General features: G+C 48.9%; 18 protein-coding genes and 1 pseudogene. All 19 read left to right on the forward strand.

Going from position 1 to position 18,325, the window contains the following annotated elements:
• Positions 1-2: 2 nt before the first annotated feature.
• Positions 3-1,241, forward strand: a complete 1,239-nt coding sequence (locus tag PHS46_04110) for an outer membrane beta-barrel protein (protein MDD3905702.1) — start codon at positions 3-5, stop codon at positions 1,239-1,241.
• 1 nt (position 1,242) lies between these two features.
• Positions 1,243-1,818 carry a polysaccharide export protein gene (locus tag PHS46_04115; protein ID MDD3905703.1) on the forward strand — a complete coding sequence of 192 codons (576 nt, stop codon included), beginning with the start codon at positions 1,243-1,245 and terminating at the stop codon, positions 1,816-1,818.
• A gap of 13 nt (positions 1,819-1,831) precedes the next feature.
• Entirely contained in the window at positions 1,832-3,496 is a 1,665-nt protein-coding gene (locus PHS46_04120; protein MDD3905704.1) for a polysaccharide biosynthesis tyrosine autokinase, read from the forward strand.
• Between the two features lie 81 nt (positions 3,497-3,577).
• On the forward strand, positions 3,578-3,757 hold the full coding sequence (locus tag PHS46_04125; GenBank protein ID MDD3905705.1) for a hypothetical protein: 180 nt from the start codon (positions 3,578-3,580) through the stop codon (positions 3,755-3,757).
• Between the two features lie 113 nt (positions 3,758-3,870).
• A pseudogene (locus PHS46_04130) lies at positions 3,871-4,044 on the forward strand (hypothetical protein).
• 238 nt (positions 4,045-4,282) lie between these two features.
• Positions 4,283-4,993 carry an aquaporin family protein gene (locus PHS46_04135; protein MDD3905706.1) on the forward strand — a complete coding sequence of 237 codons (711 nt, stop codon included), beginning with the start codon at positions 4,283-4,285 and terminating at the stop codon, positions 4,991-4,993.
• 48 nt (positions 4,994-5,041) lie between these two features.
• Entirely contained in the window at positions 5,042-6,016 is a 975-nt protein-coding gene (gene corA / locus PHS46_04140) for a magnesium/cobalt transporter CorA (GenBank protein ID MDD3905707.1), read from the forward strand.
• A 22-nt stretch (positions 6,017-6,038) separates the two neighbouring features.
• Positions 6,039-6,392 carry a sulfite exporter TauE/SafE family protein gene (locus PHS46_04145; protein ID MDD3905708.1) on the forward strand — a complete coding sequence of 118 codons (354 nt, stop codon included), beginning with the start codon at positions 6,039-6,041 and terminating at the stop codon, positions 6,390-6,392.
• Positions 6,393-6,396: 4 nt separating this feature from the next.
• Complete coding sequence (locus PHS46_04150) at positions 6,397-6,807, forward strand: peptide chain release factor-like protein (GenBank protein MDD3905709.1); 411 nt, start codon at positions 6,397-6,399, stop codon at positions 6,805-6,807.
• A 68-nt stretch (positions 6,808-6,875) separates the two neighbouring features.
• Positions 6,876-7,895 (forward strand): LacI family DNA-binding transcriptional regulator, encoded by a 1,020-nt coding sequence (locus PHS46_04155; GenBank protein MDD3905710.1) that lies wholly within the window; start codon positions 6,876-6,878, stop codon positions 7,893-7,895.
• 74 nt (positions 7,896-7,969) lie between these two features.
• Positions 7,970-11,452 (forward strand): glucoamylase family protein, encoded by a 3,483-nt coding sequence (locus PHS46_04160; GenBank protein ID MDD3905711.1) that lies wholly within the window; start codon positions 7,970-7,972, stop codon positions 11,450-11,452.
• 47 nt (positions 11,453-11,499) lie between these two features.
• Positions 11,500-12,009 carry a hypothetical protein gene (locus tag PHS46_04165; protein MDD3905712.1) on the forward strand — a complete coding sequence of 170 codons (510 nt, stop codon included), beginning with the start codon at positions 11,500-11,502 and terminating at the stop codon, positions 12,007-12,009.
• A gap of 1 nt (position 12,010) precedes the next feature.
• Positions 12,011-12,583: a hypothetical protein gene (locus PHS46_04170; GenBank protein ID MDD3905713.1), complete on the forward strand. Its 573-nt coding sequence runs from the start codon at positions 12,011-12,013 to the stop codon at positions 12,581-12,583.
• A 2-nt stretch (positions 12,584-12,585) separates the two neighbouring features.
• Entirely contained in the window at positions 12,586-13,206 is a 621-nt protein-coding gene (locus PHS46_04175; GenBank protein ID MDD3905714.1) for a nitroreductase family protein, read from the forward strand.
• Positions 13,207-13,210: 4 nt separating this feature from the next.
• A complete protein-coding gene (locus PHS46_04180) occupies positions 13,211-14,023 on the forward strand; it encodes an alpha/beta fold hydrolase (GenBank protein MDD3905715.1) in 813 nt (270 codons plus the stop codon).
• Positions 14,020-15,501: a glycerol kinase GlpK gene (glpK, locus tag PHS46_04185; GenBank protein ID MDD3905716.1), complete on the forward strand. Its 1,482-nt coding sequence runs from the start codon at positions 14,020-14,022 to the stop codon at positions 15,499-15,501. The genes PHS46_04180 and glpK overlap by 4 nt, the downstream gene beginning before the upstream one ends.
• The gene (locus tag PHS46_04190; protein ID MDD3905717.1) at positions 15,498-16,943 is read left to right on the forward strand and encodes an NAD(P)/FAD-dependent oxidoreductase; all 1,446 of its coding nucleotides are present in this window, start codon (positions 15,498-15,500) and stop codon (positions 16,941-16,943) included. Before glpK ends, PHS46_04190 begins: the two co-directional genes overlap by 4 nt.
• Complete coding sequence (locus tag PHS46_04195; protein MDD3905718.1) at positions 16,936-17,880, forward strand: FAD-dependent oxidoreductase; 945 nt, start codon at positions 16,936-16,938, stop codon at positions 17,878-17,880. The genes PHS46_04190 and PHS46_04195 overlap by 8 nt, the downstream gene beginning before the upstream one ends.
• Entirely contained in the window at positions 17,877-18,272 is a 396-nt protein-coding gene (locus PHS46_04200; GenBank protein MDD3905719.1) for a DUF1667 domain-containing protein, read from the forward strand. The genes PHS46_04195 and PHS46_04200 overlap by 4 nt, the downstream gene beginning before the upstream one ends.
• The last annotated feature ends 53 nt before the right edge of the window (positions 18,273-18,325 follow it).

An 18,325-nucleotide genomic window follows, 5' to 3' on the forward strand; every position in this document is an offset into this window, starting at 1 on the left:
AGATGAGCATAAAAGACGCTACTAAAGGGGTAGTTGTTTGTTTAGTCGCATTATCGTTTCTATCGGCAAACACAACTTATGCACAACTCACCAGTATCGATCTTCCCGACAGGACGGGCATCAAACTTTTAGGTAACTCGAAATTACACGGGGCCTTTAAAGCCGCCGAAACTATCGATACCAACATTTATTTGCAGAATACAGATAGAAAAATCGACTCTGTAACTGTTTTGAGCCCATCCATTGGGATAGAAGAGCTTTCGCATAATGCCACTCTAAGCGCTGATTATCAGGCGGATATATTTATGTATGGCGTGAACCATTCTGAAAACCATGTAGACCAGCGCCTTAGAGGGCTGGCAGATATAGTCTTCGCCGATTTTTATAAGTTTACATTAAAAGATACCTTTCGGATTTTTACGGATAGAGCCGCGAATGAAAATTCCCTCCGGCTGAAACAGGAAATAAATGATATAAGGGCAGGTTTGTCGGCAGAGTTTAATCGTCTCGCATTGGACGTGGGCTACACGAACAGGCTGGAGATGTATGACTCGACGGACCCATTCCTCGGTGCTTTAACATATGAAGATAAAAACCGCAACGTGAATATAATCGATGCCACGGTAAGCTATAGGTTTTGGCCCAAGACGTCTATACTGCTGGAGAACGATCTAGGCTTTATAAATTATTATAATACCTCGCAGGTTCCCGGATCATACTATGACGAGGTTTTGGTAGGGTTTAAGGGTGACTGGTTCGCGAAGGGGAGTATAAATTTTAAAGTTGGATTTAAATATCAGGATTATGACAAATCCAGCATCATAGATGATAAAGATTATATAGGCCCTGTAATGAGGGGCGGCTTTGGTTATAACCCGACCTCCAAGGATGGGTTGGTATTTGAATTCGACAGGGAAATATATGAGTCCCTATACTCGAATATGAACTATTATACCGCAAATTTATTTGGGTTTAAGTGGAAACACGATTTTACTCCTAAGATATACTCGAATGTTTTTGCTTCGTATCAGCTCCATATGTATCCATCTGAAACTACTCAGAATGGTGAGACTGCGAAACGATACGATAATTATTACGATGCCGGCGCCAGCCTTAAGTACGATATCCGGAAATGGATATCGGTAGAAGCTAAATATGAATATGTAAACAGATCTTCCAGATTCGACATTTTCGATTATGTAGATCACCAGATGACGGTGAACGGTACAATAGGTTTTTAGTATGAAATTTTTCTCAACCCTTACCTTATCTATCCTGATCCTTCTGTGGAGCGTAAATGCTTTCGCGGGAAAGTCGGAATATAAATTACAGCCTACCGATGTTATTACTATAAATGTCCACGGCCAGCCGGATCTTACAACCAAAACAAGGGTGACGGCGGATGGCTTTATCACTTTCCCTCTTGTAGGGAAGATAGCCGTTTCCGGGCTTACCATTCCTGAGCTGGAGCAGAAGCTCAAAGAGCTTCTCGAGAAAGATTATCTTGTCAATGCGCAGGTGTTGGCGTTCATCGAAGAATATAATACGCGTCAGGTTTCTGTCATAGGAGAAGTTAAGTCGCCCGGCAAGTATGCTCTGCCTGGCGAGAAAGAGATGACCCTTATGCAGGCCATAGCCATGGCCGGAGGCTTTACGAAGATCGCCGATCTTACTAAGACGAAAGTAATGCGCATGGAGGACGGCAAAAAACGGACAATCATTATAAACGCGAAAGATATAACTGAAAAAGGCGACAAGGACAAGGATATTATCCTGCAGGCGGAAGATATAGTCGTCGTATCCGAAAGTTTTTTTTAAAGAAAGGGTCTTGATGGATTTTTCGGTTATTCAGGAAGATGTTCATATTAAAGAATATGCGGATGTCATAAAACGCAGACGCGATATTATCATTACTTTTTTCGCGGCCGTTGTTTTAATAGTTACGGCAGGCAGTTTTATTATTCGTCCCGTATATCGCGCTACAACCACTTTACTTATCGATCCCGAAAGCCCGAACGTTCTGACTGCGACCGGCATGATCGAAATGCAGTCCCACGATTATCTCGCATACAAAGAATATTTTCAAAGTCAGGTTGAAATAATGACATCGCGCAGTTTGGCGCGAAAAGTGTTTGACGATCTTGAATTGATCAAAATGAGAAAATATGCGAAAGCCAAAGACCCGATAAAAATATTTCTTAAAACAATCAAAGTAGAGCCGGTGCGTGATACGCGGCTCTTGAAATTATGCGCGGAAAACAGGGATCCGGAACTTGCCGCCAGGATTGCCAACCACATGGCCGAGTTATATGTAATGCGCAATCTATACTATATATCGAAGAGCGAAATACTTAACCTTTTAAAAAATGAGTATCTCAAACTTGAAGCCAGGGAATCGGAATTTGAAAAGATTTACAGGGCCGGTCATCCGGAAATGATAAAAGTAAAAGAAGAGATGTCCGATATACTTGATCGCATTGAGCGCGAGAAGAAGTCGGTATATGACTACAACGATATAGAGGCATACTTGCGCCGCGGATCTCAGCATGAGCTATCCGGATTCAAGGCCAATAATATCAGCATTCAAGATGCGGCGGAAAAACCGATTACACCGGTAAGGCCAAGGAAGATGCTGAATATAGTTATATCAATTATTATTGGTCTGTTCGGAGGAGTGGGATTAGCATTTTTTCTTGAATACCTGGATGATAATGCTAAGACTATCGACGATGTCGAGAAGGTGATGAAGTGGCCTTTTCTGGTAAACATACCGGATATTGGGATCGGCGGAGAATACCCTAAGGATTTTGAAAAAGATCTTATGGTAAACTCAAAACCAAAAGATCCTATAGCGGAAATATACCGGTCTTTAAGGACTAAAATATTTTTTTCTTCGACGGAAGATCATCCACTGCGCAGTATGATGATAACCAGCCCAGGCCCGCAGGAGGGAAAGACGATTACACTATGCAATCTTGGCATTGCCATTTCTCAAAACAAAAAGAAGGTGCTTTTAGTTGACGCGGATATGCGTAAACCCCGTCTGCATAATGTTTTTAAAAAAGGAAACAATATTGGCCTTAGTAATTATTTATCAGGACAATGCTCATTTGATGATGTTATACAGAAGACAGCCGTTGAGAATTTATATATGGTCAGCGGCGGTATAATCCCGCCCAATCCATCCGAACTGCTTAATAGTCACAAAGCAAAAGAATTTATCGCGAAAGCTAAAGAAAATTATGACATTGTTCTTTTGGATACTCCGCCGGTGGGCATAGTTACGGATGCTGTTATAATTTCAATGATTGTAGACGGTACGGTCATGGTTGTGCAGGGCGGAAGATCCTCCAAAAGATTTCTTGCGCATATATATGACCTTTTGATTGCCGCCAAGACAAGAGTAGTGGGAACGGTTATTAACAGGGTCGCGGTAGCAGACGGGAATCCGTATTATTCTTATTATTATCAAGATGCTGTTGACAGGCAAAAATAACATACCCGCCGTAGTTTAATTTGATTTAACGCTTTCCATCGGGGAATTTTACCGGCAGTATAAAACAATAGGAGGAATGAAATGGGGCTTTACAGCGAGAAGTGCGGTTTTGGAAAAAGGAAAAAGGGTGTAACACAGCAGAAGCTTATTAAAAGGAAGATGGTGCAGTTGATGGTTAAAAAGGCAAAAGCGGCCGGCAAGCCGGTTGACCGGCAGGCCATCAATAAAGAGGTATTTGACGCGGTTCGCAGGAAGAGATAAGAGCGAAAAGCTCACTATAAAGGAGTAAGATGAAAAAGGTTTCGGATTTAGCTGAGCTCATGGTTCAGATACAACAACAGCTTGCATCATTAGAAAAGAAGATAGACATTGTAATAAACCGCCCCCAGGAGAGGCCTTTCGAGGGAAAGCGCAATTTTACTCCGCCGCAGAGATTCGATCCGGCTCAGCGCATCCTGCATAAAGCGGTCTGCGCGGATTGCAAGAAAGAGTGCGAAGTACCTTTCAGGCCCACCGGCGATCGTCCCGTATACTGCAAAGAATGTTTCTCAAAGCGCAAAGCGAGTGAGCCGTTCAAACAAGGCGGCGATCATAGGCACGCGGAACCGAGGCACGCAGATTCGAGACACACGGAATCAGGACGCGCGGAATCGAGACATTCGCCGAAAGCGCCTTATTACAAGCGTTACACCGGTGACCGTAAGGCCGGCACAGGCAAGAGGAAGTCTGCGGGTAAGCGTAAGAAGCGCGAGTAAATGGCGATAGCAGAAAAGGGGAGCTTCCGACATGCATAATTTTATCGGGGAATTTTTCGGTACGATGGTGCTGGTATTGCTCGGTAACGGCGTTGTCGCGAATGCGCTATTAAAAAAGAGTAAGGGTGAGAATAGCGGATGGATGGTGATAGCAAGCGGGTGGGGATTCGGTGTCGGCGTTGCGGTTTACATTGCCGGCTGGATCAGCGGCGCGCATCTTAATCCCGCTATTACACTCGGATTCTTTGTTATCGGCAAGATAGCTCCGAAAGAGATCCCTCATTATCTGGCCGGGCAGATACTCGGCGCTTTCATCGGAGCCGTTATCGTGTGGCTGGCATATCTTCCGCACTGGAAGGTTACAGAAGATTCCGACAAAAAACTTTCATGTTTCTGCACTATGCCGGCAATTCGTAACTACGGCGCGAACCTCTTATGTGAGATAATCGGTACGGCGATGCTTCTGATGGGAGTGCTCGGAATATTCAATGTCCATAATTCCATTGGTAGCGGTATCGGACCCTATCTTGTAGGTATACTCGTTTTCAGTATAGGGCTTTCTCTCGGCGGGCCGACCGGCTACGCCATAAATCCGGCGCGGGATCTTATGCCGCGTATAGCGCATGCAGTTCTTCCTATCCCCGGCAAGCGCGACCCCGATTGGGCTTACGCGTGGGTACCTGTTGTCGGGCCGCTCATCGGCAGTATTATCGGCGCGGGGTTGTATCATATAATTTTTTAAGACATCCCAAAGATTGACAGAAGAATACTTATAAGGTAATCTATACGTATGTACGACGCATTTTTATACCACCCAGACAAAGGTATCAAGACCGGAGTTTCTACTCAGGAGATCGTCGATGCCCTTAAAGATGAGCGCTCGCTCATATGGCTCGATATGCTTGATATGGATGATTCCGACATCGATTTTCTCACGTCGGTATTTAATCTGCATCCGCTTACCATAGAAGATTTTATAATGCCGAATGCCCGCCCCAAGATCGAAAAATTCAAAGACTATTTTTTCCTAATCATGTTCTCGCTGGAATCGATAGGCGTGAACGGCGCGGAAAAAGTAAAGACCGCGGAACTGGATTGCTGTCTCGGGAAAAACTTCCTGATCACTTTCCATAATTGCCCTTTAAGCTCCGTAGAGGTTTGTAAAGAGAGGAGCAAAAAGGATTCGCCCATGATGATGCATGGGGCGGATATGTTACTTTATTCCATACTCGATTCATGCGTTGAGAGTTATTTTCCTATAATACAGAAGTTCGATAACTTCGTGGACGAGATGAGTGATGAATTATTTAAGGAGCCGAACCAGGAAACTTTAAGAAAGATATACCATCTTAAAAACGAGATAATGTACTTACGGCGCACTATAGGCCCACAGGCCGATATTATATCGTCAGTCGCGCGAGGTGATTTCGAGCTCATATCCCCGGCGAATATTATCTATTTCAGGAATATATACGACAATCTTGTGAGGCTCAATGATATCATCGGTACTTCCCGCGACGTTATCACAGGCGCCATGGAAGCTTATACATCGATCGTATCGAACCGCCTGAATGAAGTAATGAAGACTCTTACGATAATAGCCACTATAATGATGCCGCTCACTCTCGTAGCCAGTATTTACGGAATGAATTTTAAACATATGCCGGAATTGAACAGCAAATTCGGATATCCGGCCGTGCTCGCCATAATGATAACCATAACTACCATGATGCTATTCTTTTTCAAGCGTAAGAAATGGATCTAATATCGGGGAAGGGTAGAGCGTAATGTTATTATACATAACATTGGGGCTTATAGCCGGTACGCTTTCCGGGATGTTCGGGATAGGCGGCGGGACGATACTCATCCCCGGACTCATATTCTTAGCCGGTCTTTCACAGCATGAAGCGCAGGGCACGACGCTTGCGATCATGCTACTGCCGATAGGGCTTCTTGCCGTCATGCGATATTACCATAGCGGCCACGTCCGACTGAATATTGCCGCGTTTATCTGCCTGGGGTTTCTTGTGGGCGGGCTGATCGGCGCCAATGTAGCCGAATGCGTGCCCAATCTTATCCTGCGGAAAGCATTCGGGGTCTTCCTTATGATAGTTGCCACTTATACCATCTTCGCGAAATGAAATCATGAGATTTGGAACCAGTAGAGAGAAAGAAGAGGCCCTGAAGGCCAGGATGTCAGCGCTCGGCGTAGCGGAATCCGACATCGATGAGAAGTTCATACTCGCCGGAAAGAAGGGCGGGCAAAAAGTAAACAAAACCTCCGCGTGCGTATATTTAAAATATATTCCGATGGGTATAGAGGTAAAATGCCAGGAGGAGCGCTCCCAGAGCCTGAACCGGTTTTTGGCCAGGAGGATACTACTGCGAAAGATCGAAGCGGTGATCTTAGGCAAAGAGGCCGCTGAGGAGAAAAGGATAGAGAAACTGCGTCGCCAGAAGCGGAAGCGCTCCCGCAGGGCGAAGGAGAAGATGCTGGAATTCAAGCGCATGCGTTCCGAGAAGAAGGACATGAGAAATACTAAAAAATACACTTGACGTGATAACGAATAAGCGATATAATTTTCCATATATGGTGTAAACGTTTACATTTTGGAGCAAACAAGATGAAGCGAAGCAAGCTCTACCAGATAGTGAAATCCACCGGATATTCTGTCGCTACGGTTTCCAGGGCGCTCAATGAAGAGACTGCGGGCGTTGTGAGGGAAGCTACCCGGAAAAAGATATATACCGCCGCCGAAAAAATCGATTATATACCCAACAGGATGGCGAAATCGCTCAGGCGCCAGCGGACGGATACCTTCGGATTTCTCATTAATTTTGAGACGGACACGATCAGTGGTTACGTTCACGAGATACTGAACGGTGTGATCGATGGCTTAAAAGGAAGTTCTCTAGACCTTAAGATCGTTTCATCCGCCCGTCATCATACGCTTCAGGGAATAATAAAGATACATGGCCTCGACGGGCTTATATTGCCGTACGGATACGGGCATGAATTCCCGGACTTGGCGCGGGAGAGTGAACAATATAAGAATAAGGCCTGGCCCGTCGTGATGATAAATGACTACCATCGTAAATTTTACATGAGCCAGTTATATAGCGATAACTATTCGGCTTCGCGGCATCTGGCCGAATATCTTATCGATAAAGGATATAGGCGTTTTTTCTTTATAGGGTGTGGATCGGATTCTCCGGATTCGAGCGCCAGGAAGAAGGGTTTTTTAGATGCCATGAAAGAGCGGAAGCTACGTTTCGACGTCGAGAACGATATCGCAAACGGTTATTTTACGGAGCAGGGCGGATATGAGGCGGCTAATCGATTTTTGAGCCGTAAATCGTTAAAACACAGTGTGATATTTTGCCTGAATGACAGCATGGCGCTCGGCGCGATAAGAGCGATCGGCCAGGCGGGATTTAAATGCCCGGACGAGATCGCTGTAACCGGTTTCGACGGTATAGCGGCCGGCGAATTTTCGAATCCGCCGCTTACAACGGTAAAGCTGGATCTGCATGAAATGGGCAGGTCCGCGGTCATTATGCTTAAAGACATACTGGCCGGCAGGCAGAAGCGGTTTGTGAAGAAAAAATTTCCTTTTAAACTGATAGAGCGGCAGTCGGCATAACTACGGCGCCGGTTTCTTTTTTACATATTTATGTAAACGATTACACAAATGCTTGGCATAAAATGGAGGTTGTCATGAATAGCAGAATAGGGATTTTTAGAGTATGGATTTTTGTATCGGCAGTATTTGCCGGAGCGTTATTCACCGCACCTGCCTATGCCGCCAACCAGGTGCCCGGGATTGTTGCGATAACTCCGTCGTCCGGCTCGTCGTCCGCCGGCACGGCCGTTACGTTCCAGGTGAAATGCTCCGACGGTAACGGCGCGCAGGACATACGGTATGTTTATTTTTTGGTGAATATGAATATCGCATATCCAAAATGTCTTTACGCATACTATGACCGCGTTACCAATAAGTTGTATATGATGAATGACGCCGGTACCGCATGGGTGGGTGGTGAGTTTTCCGGCTCTTCAAGCGTGATAGAAAATTCGTATGCCCGGCTTAACTGCGCGAAGACGGTTTCACTATCCTCCGGAACGATACTCACCATGCAATGGAATGTTACATTCAAAAACGCGTTTGCGGGCCTGCGGAACACATATCTTTACGCAAAGGATAAGCAGGGCGCTGCCTGCGCCTGGATCAGAGCGGGCGCGTGGATAATAAAGCCTGAGGCCGGCGCTCCTTATGGCAGTATCGTTATTAACAATGGGAATATGTATTCCAAATCGGCGTCGGTTACTCTCCAGCTTTCGGCAAGCGATAATCCGGGGGGCTCCGGTCTTTACCAGATGAAGTTTTCCAATGATAATGTGAACTGGACCGCACCGGAACCATATGCTGTTAAAAAGGGCTGGGATCTTTCTTCAGGCGACGGCGTCAAGAAGGTGTATGTAAAATTTTCGGATAAGGCGGGTAACTGGTCGGCCGCGCGCACCGCCAGCATAACTCTCGATACGGTTCCTCCTAAAATCGTGATAACAGACCCTAACGGCGGAGCGGTGGTCAGCGTGCCGGCGCTTACGGCAAGTTACACGTCTGACGGCGCCGCGAAAACCAAAAGTCTTAATCTATCCGAGGGTCTGAATACGGTAACAGTGTCCGATGCGGACCAGGCCGGAAACGTTGCTGTGGCCTCCGTGCAGGTGACCCTGGCTTTGACGCCTCCGGTTGCCGCTTTTACCGCGACGCCCGTAAAGGGGGAGGCGCCGCTTACGGTACAGTTTACGGATAGCTCTACCGGCAGTGTTACGGGATGGTTGTGGAGCTTCGGCGACAGCGCGACAAGCACAGAGCAAAGCCCGGCGCATACGTATTTAAGTAAGTATTTATGGGAAACAGAATATACGGGCGATGACCTCCCGGATAATTCTTCTCCGGCATGGACGAGGTATTCTACCTCTAATCCGGCGATAGAGGAGATCTCGGAAGGCGCTCTGCATATTAAGTCCAATCTTTATCCGGATGGAGATTATGTATCGTATCAGCGGCCTGCGTCATTCAAAGCATCCAGGGCATATATAGTTGAAGCCAGATTTAGGATGGGGCATGATGACGGTTTCGGACACGGGACTACATGCCTATCCGTAACGGATGATAAATACTCATGGCGTCTTGATTTTTCGGAATACGATATTGGCATAGAATATTGCATCGATCGCAAGGCAACTTACCGGATGGATACGGTATCGGACTACCATACATATCGCGTGTATGTGAATAACGGTATTGTAGAAGTATTTGTTGACGGTGTGAAGAGGATGCGGGCGGACATGACCTATACGGAGAAAGATGGCCCTTATGTGCCATCGATAAGATTTGGACAATTGTGGGGACAAGTGCAGTCAAGCCTCCAGGATTACAGGTCTAATCCACTCATACCGAATATAGAGACGTATTGGGATTATGTCAGGTGCCACAGTTTTCCAAGCTCGATGGGGTATGAAAGTTACTACAATGTATCGCTGGCGGCGTCAGGGCCGGGAGGGGTGAATACAAAAACAGTTTCGAGTTGTGTAGATGTATTGCCGCCTTATCCGGAAATATTTACAACGGGCCTGCCGGATGGTGTGGTGCATGATGTTTATTCCGAAAATATCCATCAGAATTATGCCGTACAGCCATTTACATGGTCGATCGTGAGCGGTTCCCTGCCGCCCGGCCTATCTTTTACCAACGGTTATTCTCCGCTTATAGAGGGGCGGCCGACACAGGCGGGGACGTACGGTTTTACATTGGGCCTGACAGATTACAAGGGGCGCTCGACAACTAAATATATAGAAATGAAAGTCGAACCATACCCTCAATGGACGGACAGGGAGCTCTTGACTGAGACCATGACACATGCGGCTCAGTACTTCTACTACAAGGCGCTTTCAAACGGTTTTGTGCAGGATGTCAATTATTCCGGCTCCTGCTCGAGTGTCGCGGCTACAGGTTTCGGGCTTGCGGCAATGTGTATCCTGGACGAGTTTGCCGGATGTCCCGATAATCCGTATTGCAATATCCCGGCCGCCAATATACGCGCCAGAGTGAATCAGATACTCGATAACTGTATAACATACCAGGGAATGCAGACGGAATCCGGGAACAGCTACGGGATTGGCGGGTTTCTTTACCATCTTATCAATGCGGATGGTACGCGCGTCAGTGGAGAAGTCTCGACGGTGGATATGGCGATATTTATGGCCGGTGCGGTTACCGCGGGTGAGTATTTCGGCGGAGAAATCAAAGAGAAGGTTGAAACGATATATAATAATCTCAACTGGCGGTTTTTTCTCCTGACGAATCTTAAACGGTTCTCTCACGGGTGGTCTCCCAATAGCGGCATTATCATATACAACTGGGACAGGCCGGGCGATGAAGCGCTTTTAGTATCGATAATGGCGCTTGGTAAAGAGCCGGACGCGCTCGATTTCTTAGAGACGATGTATAGCTGGCCGCGCGTTGAGCGCGAATATGCCGGATATAAGGTTTACAATTCTTATTTCGGATCGTTATTCACATATTATCTCGCTCATTGTTTTGTGGATTTTCAAAAACTCGGGGCTGATAATCCTTCGACTGCCGGTTTTAATAGCGTCCCCGCGATCGACTGGTGGCAGAACTCTGTGAATGCCGCTTACGCGGCCAGACAATTCTGCATCGATCAGTCGGTAAAATATCCGAACTCTTACGGCGCGGACAGCTGGGGATTGACACCGTGCTATAACCCTAATAACTACGCGGACTATTTCGGTACGCTTGGCGCTTCGCCCTGCGAGGCGAATAGCGGTGTGCCGGATTCCAGAGGGGTTATCGCGCCTTGCGGGGCTATAAGCTGTCTGCCGTTCATGAGGAATGCTTCCGATGAAGAATCTTCAGACGAGAATAATAACCTCGCTTTGAGCGCGCTTAAAAATTATTTCAGGACGTATTATGCGAAAGGCATTTGGGGTGATTATGGCCCGACGGACTCGTTCGGCAATAACGGCGCTGTTTTGCAGAATTATGTGGGCATAAATGTCGGGCCGGAGGCGCTTATGATATCTAATTATACCTCCGGGCTTATATGGAATAATTTCATGAAAAGCTCACGCATGACGGCGGCATTGAATAAAATATTCGCAAAGTAATAATTAGTCGGACGCGGCGGAGGCTTTTTATGATATAATTATATTCAATGATCCGGAAAACGGTCGTTGTAAACGACAAGATGCAGAAAAATTACCGGTATGTCAGAATCTGCGCGCCGGGGAAGAGGTTCGATCCCGGGTTCAAGCCGGAACTGACGCCGAAACAGATGCTCGCCCTCGGAATATTCGGGGGGCGGTATATGACCGATTGCCGCAAAGAATTTCCCGCCGACTGGTTCAAAAACGCGAAGCTTTGTCCTGCTCGCCATAACCCGGAATTAAATTATTTCAAAATTAACGCAAGTAAACCGCTCTCATACTGGCGCGCGAAGGGCTGGATATATCCCGAAGACCCGCGCGGGTGGTTCCAGTGGTATTGCCGCTACTATATGGGCCGCCGCCTTGAGGAAGAAGACGCATTCCAGATAAAAAGATGGAAGGCAATGAAGCGCCATATCGCCCAGGTAGAGAAACATTGCCCGAAGGGCGAAAAACTGTGCAGGCCCAGGCAGAGACAGGCCGTCTTGCATTGGGCGTACGACAGTCGGAGGATATGACATGAGTAAAAAAGATAAGAGGGTCATACTCATAGCGCAGTGCTTAGTAAACCCGTATTGCAGAGTGCATATTTTAGGGCAGAACTTCGCGCTATCGAGGGAGCTTGTAGATTATCTTATGGAAAAGAAGGTTGGTGTTATACAATATCCGTGCCCGGAGACGACCGCTATGGGATTAAAACGCAATCCGCAGGGCAGGGAACAGTACGACAGTATATTTTTCAGGAACCATTGCAAAGAATTATTGGAAGTTCCGATGTTGATGGTGCGGGAATTTGTAAAGAACGGTTATCGTCTCGTGTGTTTTATCGGACTCGAGAATAGCCCGACCTGCGGGGTGCGCTGGGGAAAGCATAAAATTAACAAATACCAGACGGAGTCTCCCAATCCGGTGGACAATCCGGCGCCGGACGAGCCGGTTTTGAAAGGTATAATGGCGGAGATACTGGCTGAGGAGCTGGAAAAGAGCGGGATAAAAGTGCCGCTTCTTGAATTTCCATCGCAGTCGGAATTAGGTTCCGAAAAACGCAAAAAATTCTGGGAAGAACTTACAAAGACGATAGAGAAGGAGTAAAGATGCCCGATTCCTGGATGTATTTGTCAAGAAACGACACCCTCCGATCTATAAAAGACAGGCGCAGTACAAGGATGTTCAGTAATGAGCCGGTCGACGACGATGATCTTCAGACTATACTGCACGCGGCGAACCATGCCCCGTCCGCTCATAATCAGCAGTCGTGGAAATTTATCGTGCTTAAAGGCGGGAAGAAGAGCGGCCTCGTAGACCTCGTCGGAACTAAATCGGCCGAATTTACCAGGCCTTCCTCGGTATTATTGCGTATGGCCGCGCGTAGTATAGCTTCCGCGCCGCTGGTTATCGCCGTGGCGAATACCGGGGAGCTGATAAAAAGAGGCGGCGAGTTATTTAAAATAGAGAGCGGATCCAGCAGGGATTTTTTCCGGATTATGGAAATACAGAGTTCAGCGGCCGCTGTAGAGAACCTGCTTGTCGCCGCTACATCTCTTGATCTTGCGGCGGTATGGCTGGGCGTGCTGGTTTTAATAAAGAATGATGTTTTGCGCTTTCTGGGCGAGCCGGAAGGCGAATTTATGGCTATAATACCCGTGGGGCATGCCATGAAACAGAACGTAGCCCCAAAGAAACGGCCCTTAGGAATGGTCGTAAAGCACCTTTAACTATATGCAAAATATCTGGAACGCGGAAAAAGAAAAGGGTTACAAACGGTGGTTTTCTCCGGAACCAAAGGCCGCGTTTTTGCTTGTCCATGGCCTGGGCGCGCACGCCGGCAGATGGGAAGCGCTTGCCGATTTTTTCCGGAAGCGCGGGATAGCCTCTTACGCTGTAGAGCTTAAAGATTTTGCTTCCGCCGGAACCGGCCAAAGCGACAGTTTCGGAAGTTATTACCGCAAGATAATGCGTCTTCGTGAAATTATCGCGAAAGAAAATCCATCAAAAAAAATATTCGCCATCGGTGAAAGCATGGGAGCGTTACTTATCTTTACTTTGGCCGCCGCGCGGCCGGGGATATTCGACGGCCTTATATGCATCTCGCCGGCATTTGCCAACAGGTACAGGCCACGTTTTTTATGGGCTATAAAAATGTTCGGCACGCTATTCTATAATCCCGCGAAAAAGATGAAATTACCGTTCGATTCGTCCTGTTGCACGCGTGATCCGCTTTATATAAAGAAACTGGAGAGCGATCCGCGCGAATATCGCGCGGCTTCGGCGAAAGTCATATTTGGGTTGGTGATGGCTCAGCTCCGTGCCCGGCTTGCGGCACGCAGGGTAAAGGCGCCTGTGCTGTTTTTGACGGCCGGGGAAGACAGGATAGTCGATCCGGCGCCGACGCGGGCGATATTCCGCTTGGTCGCGGCGCAGGACAAGAAGCTCGTGGATTTTCCGGAAATGTATCATTCATTATCGATAGATCTCGGGCGGGAAAAAGTTTTTGAGGAGATAGCGAAATGGGCCGAGGAGAGGATAAAATGAAATATATTCTGGCGATCGATCAGGGTACGACGGGAAGCCGCGCCGTGGTTTATGACAGAATGGGCAGGAAGATCGCTTCCGCGTATCAGGAGTTTCCCCAGCATTTTCCCCGTCCGGGGTGGGTCGAGCACGACCCGCACGATCTGTGGAATAGCGTGAATGCGTCGATTCAGCGGGTCTTGCGCAAAGTTCCGCCCGGCGCGATAGATGCTATCGGCATTACAAACCAGCGCGAGACGACCGTCATGTGGGACGCCCGCACAGGCCGGCCGGTGCATAACGCGATAGTCTGGCAGTGCAGGAGGACCGCGTCCAGATGCGATGAGATGAACGCAAGGCGCGGCGAGAGCGCGTTTTTTAAATTGCGCACGGGGCTACCTGTAGACGCGTATTTTTCCGCGACGAAGATCGAGTGGATACTGAAGAACGTGCCGGGTGTCATGGCCAGGGCGCGGCGCGGTCAGATACTTTTTGGAACGCCGGATACCTGGATACTTTGGAAACTTACAGGCGGAAGAACCCACGCGACCGATTATACCAACGCCTCGCGGACGATGTGTTTTAATATAGCGAAGCGCGAATGGGATAAAGATATATTGAAAAGATTCGGCATTCCTTTTGAAATACTGCCCGAAGTAAAAAGATCGTCGGGTGTATTTGGCCACACAGTCGCGACGCTCCGGCTCCCGGCGGGTATTCCTATATCCGGGGTAGCGGGCGACCAACAGGCCGCGTTATTCGGCCAGGCGTGTTTCGAGCCGGGTACAATAAAGAATACGTATGGCACGGGATGTTTTGTTCTCATGAATACGGGCACTAAGCGGCCGGTCTCGAAGCACGGGCTTATAACCACGCTCGCTTGCGGCGCGCGCGGCGAACCGGTATATGCCCTGGAAGGCTCGGTATTCGTCGCCGGGGCGGCGATACAGTGGTTGCGCGATGGACTCAAACTCGTAAAGCACGCCGCGCAGTCAGAAGCGCTCGCCGCGTCTATCGCGGATAACGGCGGAGTTTATTTCGTGCCGGCGCTCGTGGGGTTGGGCGCGCCGTACTGGGACCAGGACGCGCGGGGTGCGATATACGGCATTACGAGGGGGACGCACGCTTCCCATATAGTACGCGCGGCGCTCGAGGCGATGTGTTATCAGACAAAAGACGTCATCGACGCGATGCGTAAAGACTCGCGTCTTTCGATAAAGAGTTTAAAGGTCGACGGCGGCGCTTCCGCGAATAATTTTTTGTGCGGTTTTCAGGCGGGCGTACTCGGCATAAATGTGATAAGGCCCAAGATTGTGGAGACGACCTCGCTCGGCGCGGCATATCTGGCGGGGCTTGCGACCGGCTACTGGAAAGATACGCAACAGATAAAAAAGTGCTGGGAGGTCGACCGGGTATTCCGGCCGGAGATGCCGCATAGAGAATCAGCCGCTTTATATGCCGGTTGGCGCCGGGCGATCGCGAGGACGGTGACTAAATGAATAACTATGACGTCATAATAATAGGCGGTGGCGTTGCGGGTACGGCGATAGCGCGCGAACTTTCGCGGTATCGCCTGAAGGTTAGCTTACTGGAAAAAGAGGTAGAGCTTGCCTTCGGTGTTTCCAAATCGAATAGCGGCATAATCCATCCCGGCACACAGCATAAGCCGGGTTCGCTTAAAGGACGGCTTTGCGTCGAGGGTAACGCGCTCACTAAACGGCTTGCCAAAGAGCTTTCGGTGGATTTTAAAGAAGTGGGGGAGCTCATCGTCGCTTTCAACGAAGAAGAACGCCTGCGGCTTCTGCAATTGAAGAAAGATGGCGACGAGCTCGGCGTGCCGCGCCTTACGATGGTCGATAGGGAATGGCTAAGAGCCAACGAGCCTAATCTATCTGAAAATGTCGTAGCCGCGCTTTACGCGCCGACGGCAGGGATCATAAGTCCATATCGCTGGGTTTACGATTTCGCAGAGAATGCCGCCGCGAACGGCGTTGAGATACGCACCAGCGCGAAAGTCGAAAATATCCGTCAGGTAAATCCTGGATTCGAGATAGACACAACAAAAGGAATATTCAAAGGCCGGTATGTGGTTAATACTGCGGGACTCTATGCCGATAGCATATCTGCGATGGTCGGAGTGAGCGATTTTAAAATACAACCGCGTAAAGGCGAGGAGTTTCTTCTCGATAAGAAGCGGGAAAACATAACCAAACATCTTCTTTTCCCGCTACCGTCGAAGATATCCAAAGGCATATTGGTTACAAGGACTTCCGACGGCAATCCGATGATAGGCCCGACGTCTGAAGATGTCGGTGACAAAGAGGATCTGGCGACGACCGAAGCGGGGCTTAGTAAAGTCCTCGAAGGCGCCAGGAAGATGGTTCCTTCTATAAACCCAAACGATATTATCGCGTATTTCGCGGGTTTAAGGCCTGTCGCCGGGGAAGATTTTATAATAAGGCATGAGGGTAGCGCGCCGGGATTTATCAATGTCGCCGGAATACAGTCGCCCGGGCTTACCGCCGCGCCGGCCATAGCGCTTATGGTCGCGGGCCTTCTTAAGAGTAACGGCCTTAAAATGAGGAGAAAATTTTTCTTCCGCGCTCATCGCAGGGAAGAGGCGCATCTTTTCGCCGTTGGGTTGGATAAGGCGAAAAGTCTTATAGAAAAAGACCCGTCGTACGGCGATGTCGTTTGCAGATGCGAGACGGTATCGGCGAAAGAAGTGCGCGAGGCTATTGCGCGCGGAGCCGTAACGATGGACGGGATAAAATTCAGGACGCGCGCGCAGGCCGGGCGCTGTCACGGCAGTTTCTGTACGCCGCGACTTATGAAGATACTGGCGGAAGAGACGGGAAAGCCGCTTACGGGAGTTACGAAACGCGGTGAGGGGTCGGAATTGGTCAAGGAGCAAAGGGGTGAGGAAAAGACCGATGGTTAAAAGAGATATTGTGGTTATAGGCGGAGGCCCGGCTGGTATGGCGGCCGCGGCGGCGGCTTACGCGGCCGGGATAAAGGATATTCTTCTCATAGAGCGCGACCAGTATCTGGGCGGGCTTCTCAACCAATGCGTCCATACGGGATTCGGGATAGGTTATTTTAAACAATTACTTACGGGCCCGGAATACGCCGACAGATTTATAAAGAAGATAAACGCGATATCGGACATAGAGGTAAGCCTGCGATCGTTCGTCGTGCGCCTGGCGCCCGATAAGACGGTTACATATCTTGTGCCGGGTAAACTTTGCGAAGTACAGCCGCGCGCGCTTATAATGGCGACCGGTTGCCGCGAGAGGACACGCGAGATGATACACATCCCCGGCACGAGGCCTGCGGGCGTATTTTCCGCCGGGCTCGCCCAGCGGCTTATAAATATCGAGGGGTTGTTGCCGGGCAGGGAAGTGGTGATAATCGGTTCCGGTGACATAGGGCTTATCATGGCGCGGCGTTTTACGTTCGGCGGCGCGAAGGTCAAAGCGATAGTCGAGATACAGCCGAAGACCAGGGGGCTGGCGCGCAACGTCGTCCAGTGCGTTGATGATTTCGATATACCGGTATATTTTAATCACAAAGTCAGGAAGATCCGCGGCCAGGAAAGGGTTGAAGGTGTCGATATCGTTCGCATCGATGAGAATATGAATGAAATAGCCGGCACGGAGCTTAAAATAGACTGTGATACCGTGCTCGTATCGGTCGGGCTTATTCCGGAGAACGAACTTATCGAGATGGCGGGTTTTACCATCGATGAGGAGAAGAACCCGGGAGTATTCGTCTGCGGAAACGCGCGCAAAGTTTATGACTATGTCGACTCTGTAACCGCCGATAGCGAGCTTGCCGGTAAGCGCGCCGCGGAGTTTATAATAAGAGGTAGCCGATGACGACGAAAAAGTTCACCTGTATAGAATGCCCGAGGGGCTGTACGCTTTCGGTGGATATTGAAAACTGCAAGGCCGTAAAAGTTACAGGCAACGGTTGTCCTAAGGGGGTCGCGTATGCCCTGACCGAAGTGGAAGCCCCGGTAAGGATATTGACCGCCACCGTTATTGCCGATGGCCTTGCGTTGAAGCTGGTTCCCGTGCGGACGGACAAACCCATTCCAAAGACGGATCTTTTTAAGGCGATGGAGGAGATAAGGAAGATACGGATACTTCGGCCGGTGAAATGCGGCGATGTGATAGAGGAAAATTTCCTCGGGTTGGGCGTGAAGCTGATAGCCACCAGAGAGGCAACCGAGGATAGAATAACCGCGCATAGAATAACCGCGTATTGAGAATAACCGCGTATAGAATAACCGCGTAGGTTATTCTGTGGTAAGCCGGTAGT

The sequence above is a fragment of the Candidatus Omnitrophota bacterium genome (genome assembly GCA_028699255.1).
GTDB lineage: Bacteria > Omnitrophota > Gorgyraeia > 2-01-FULL-45-10 > 2-01-FULL-45-10 > FEN-1322.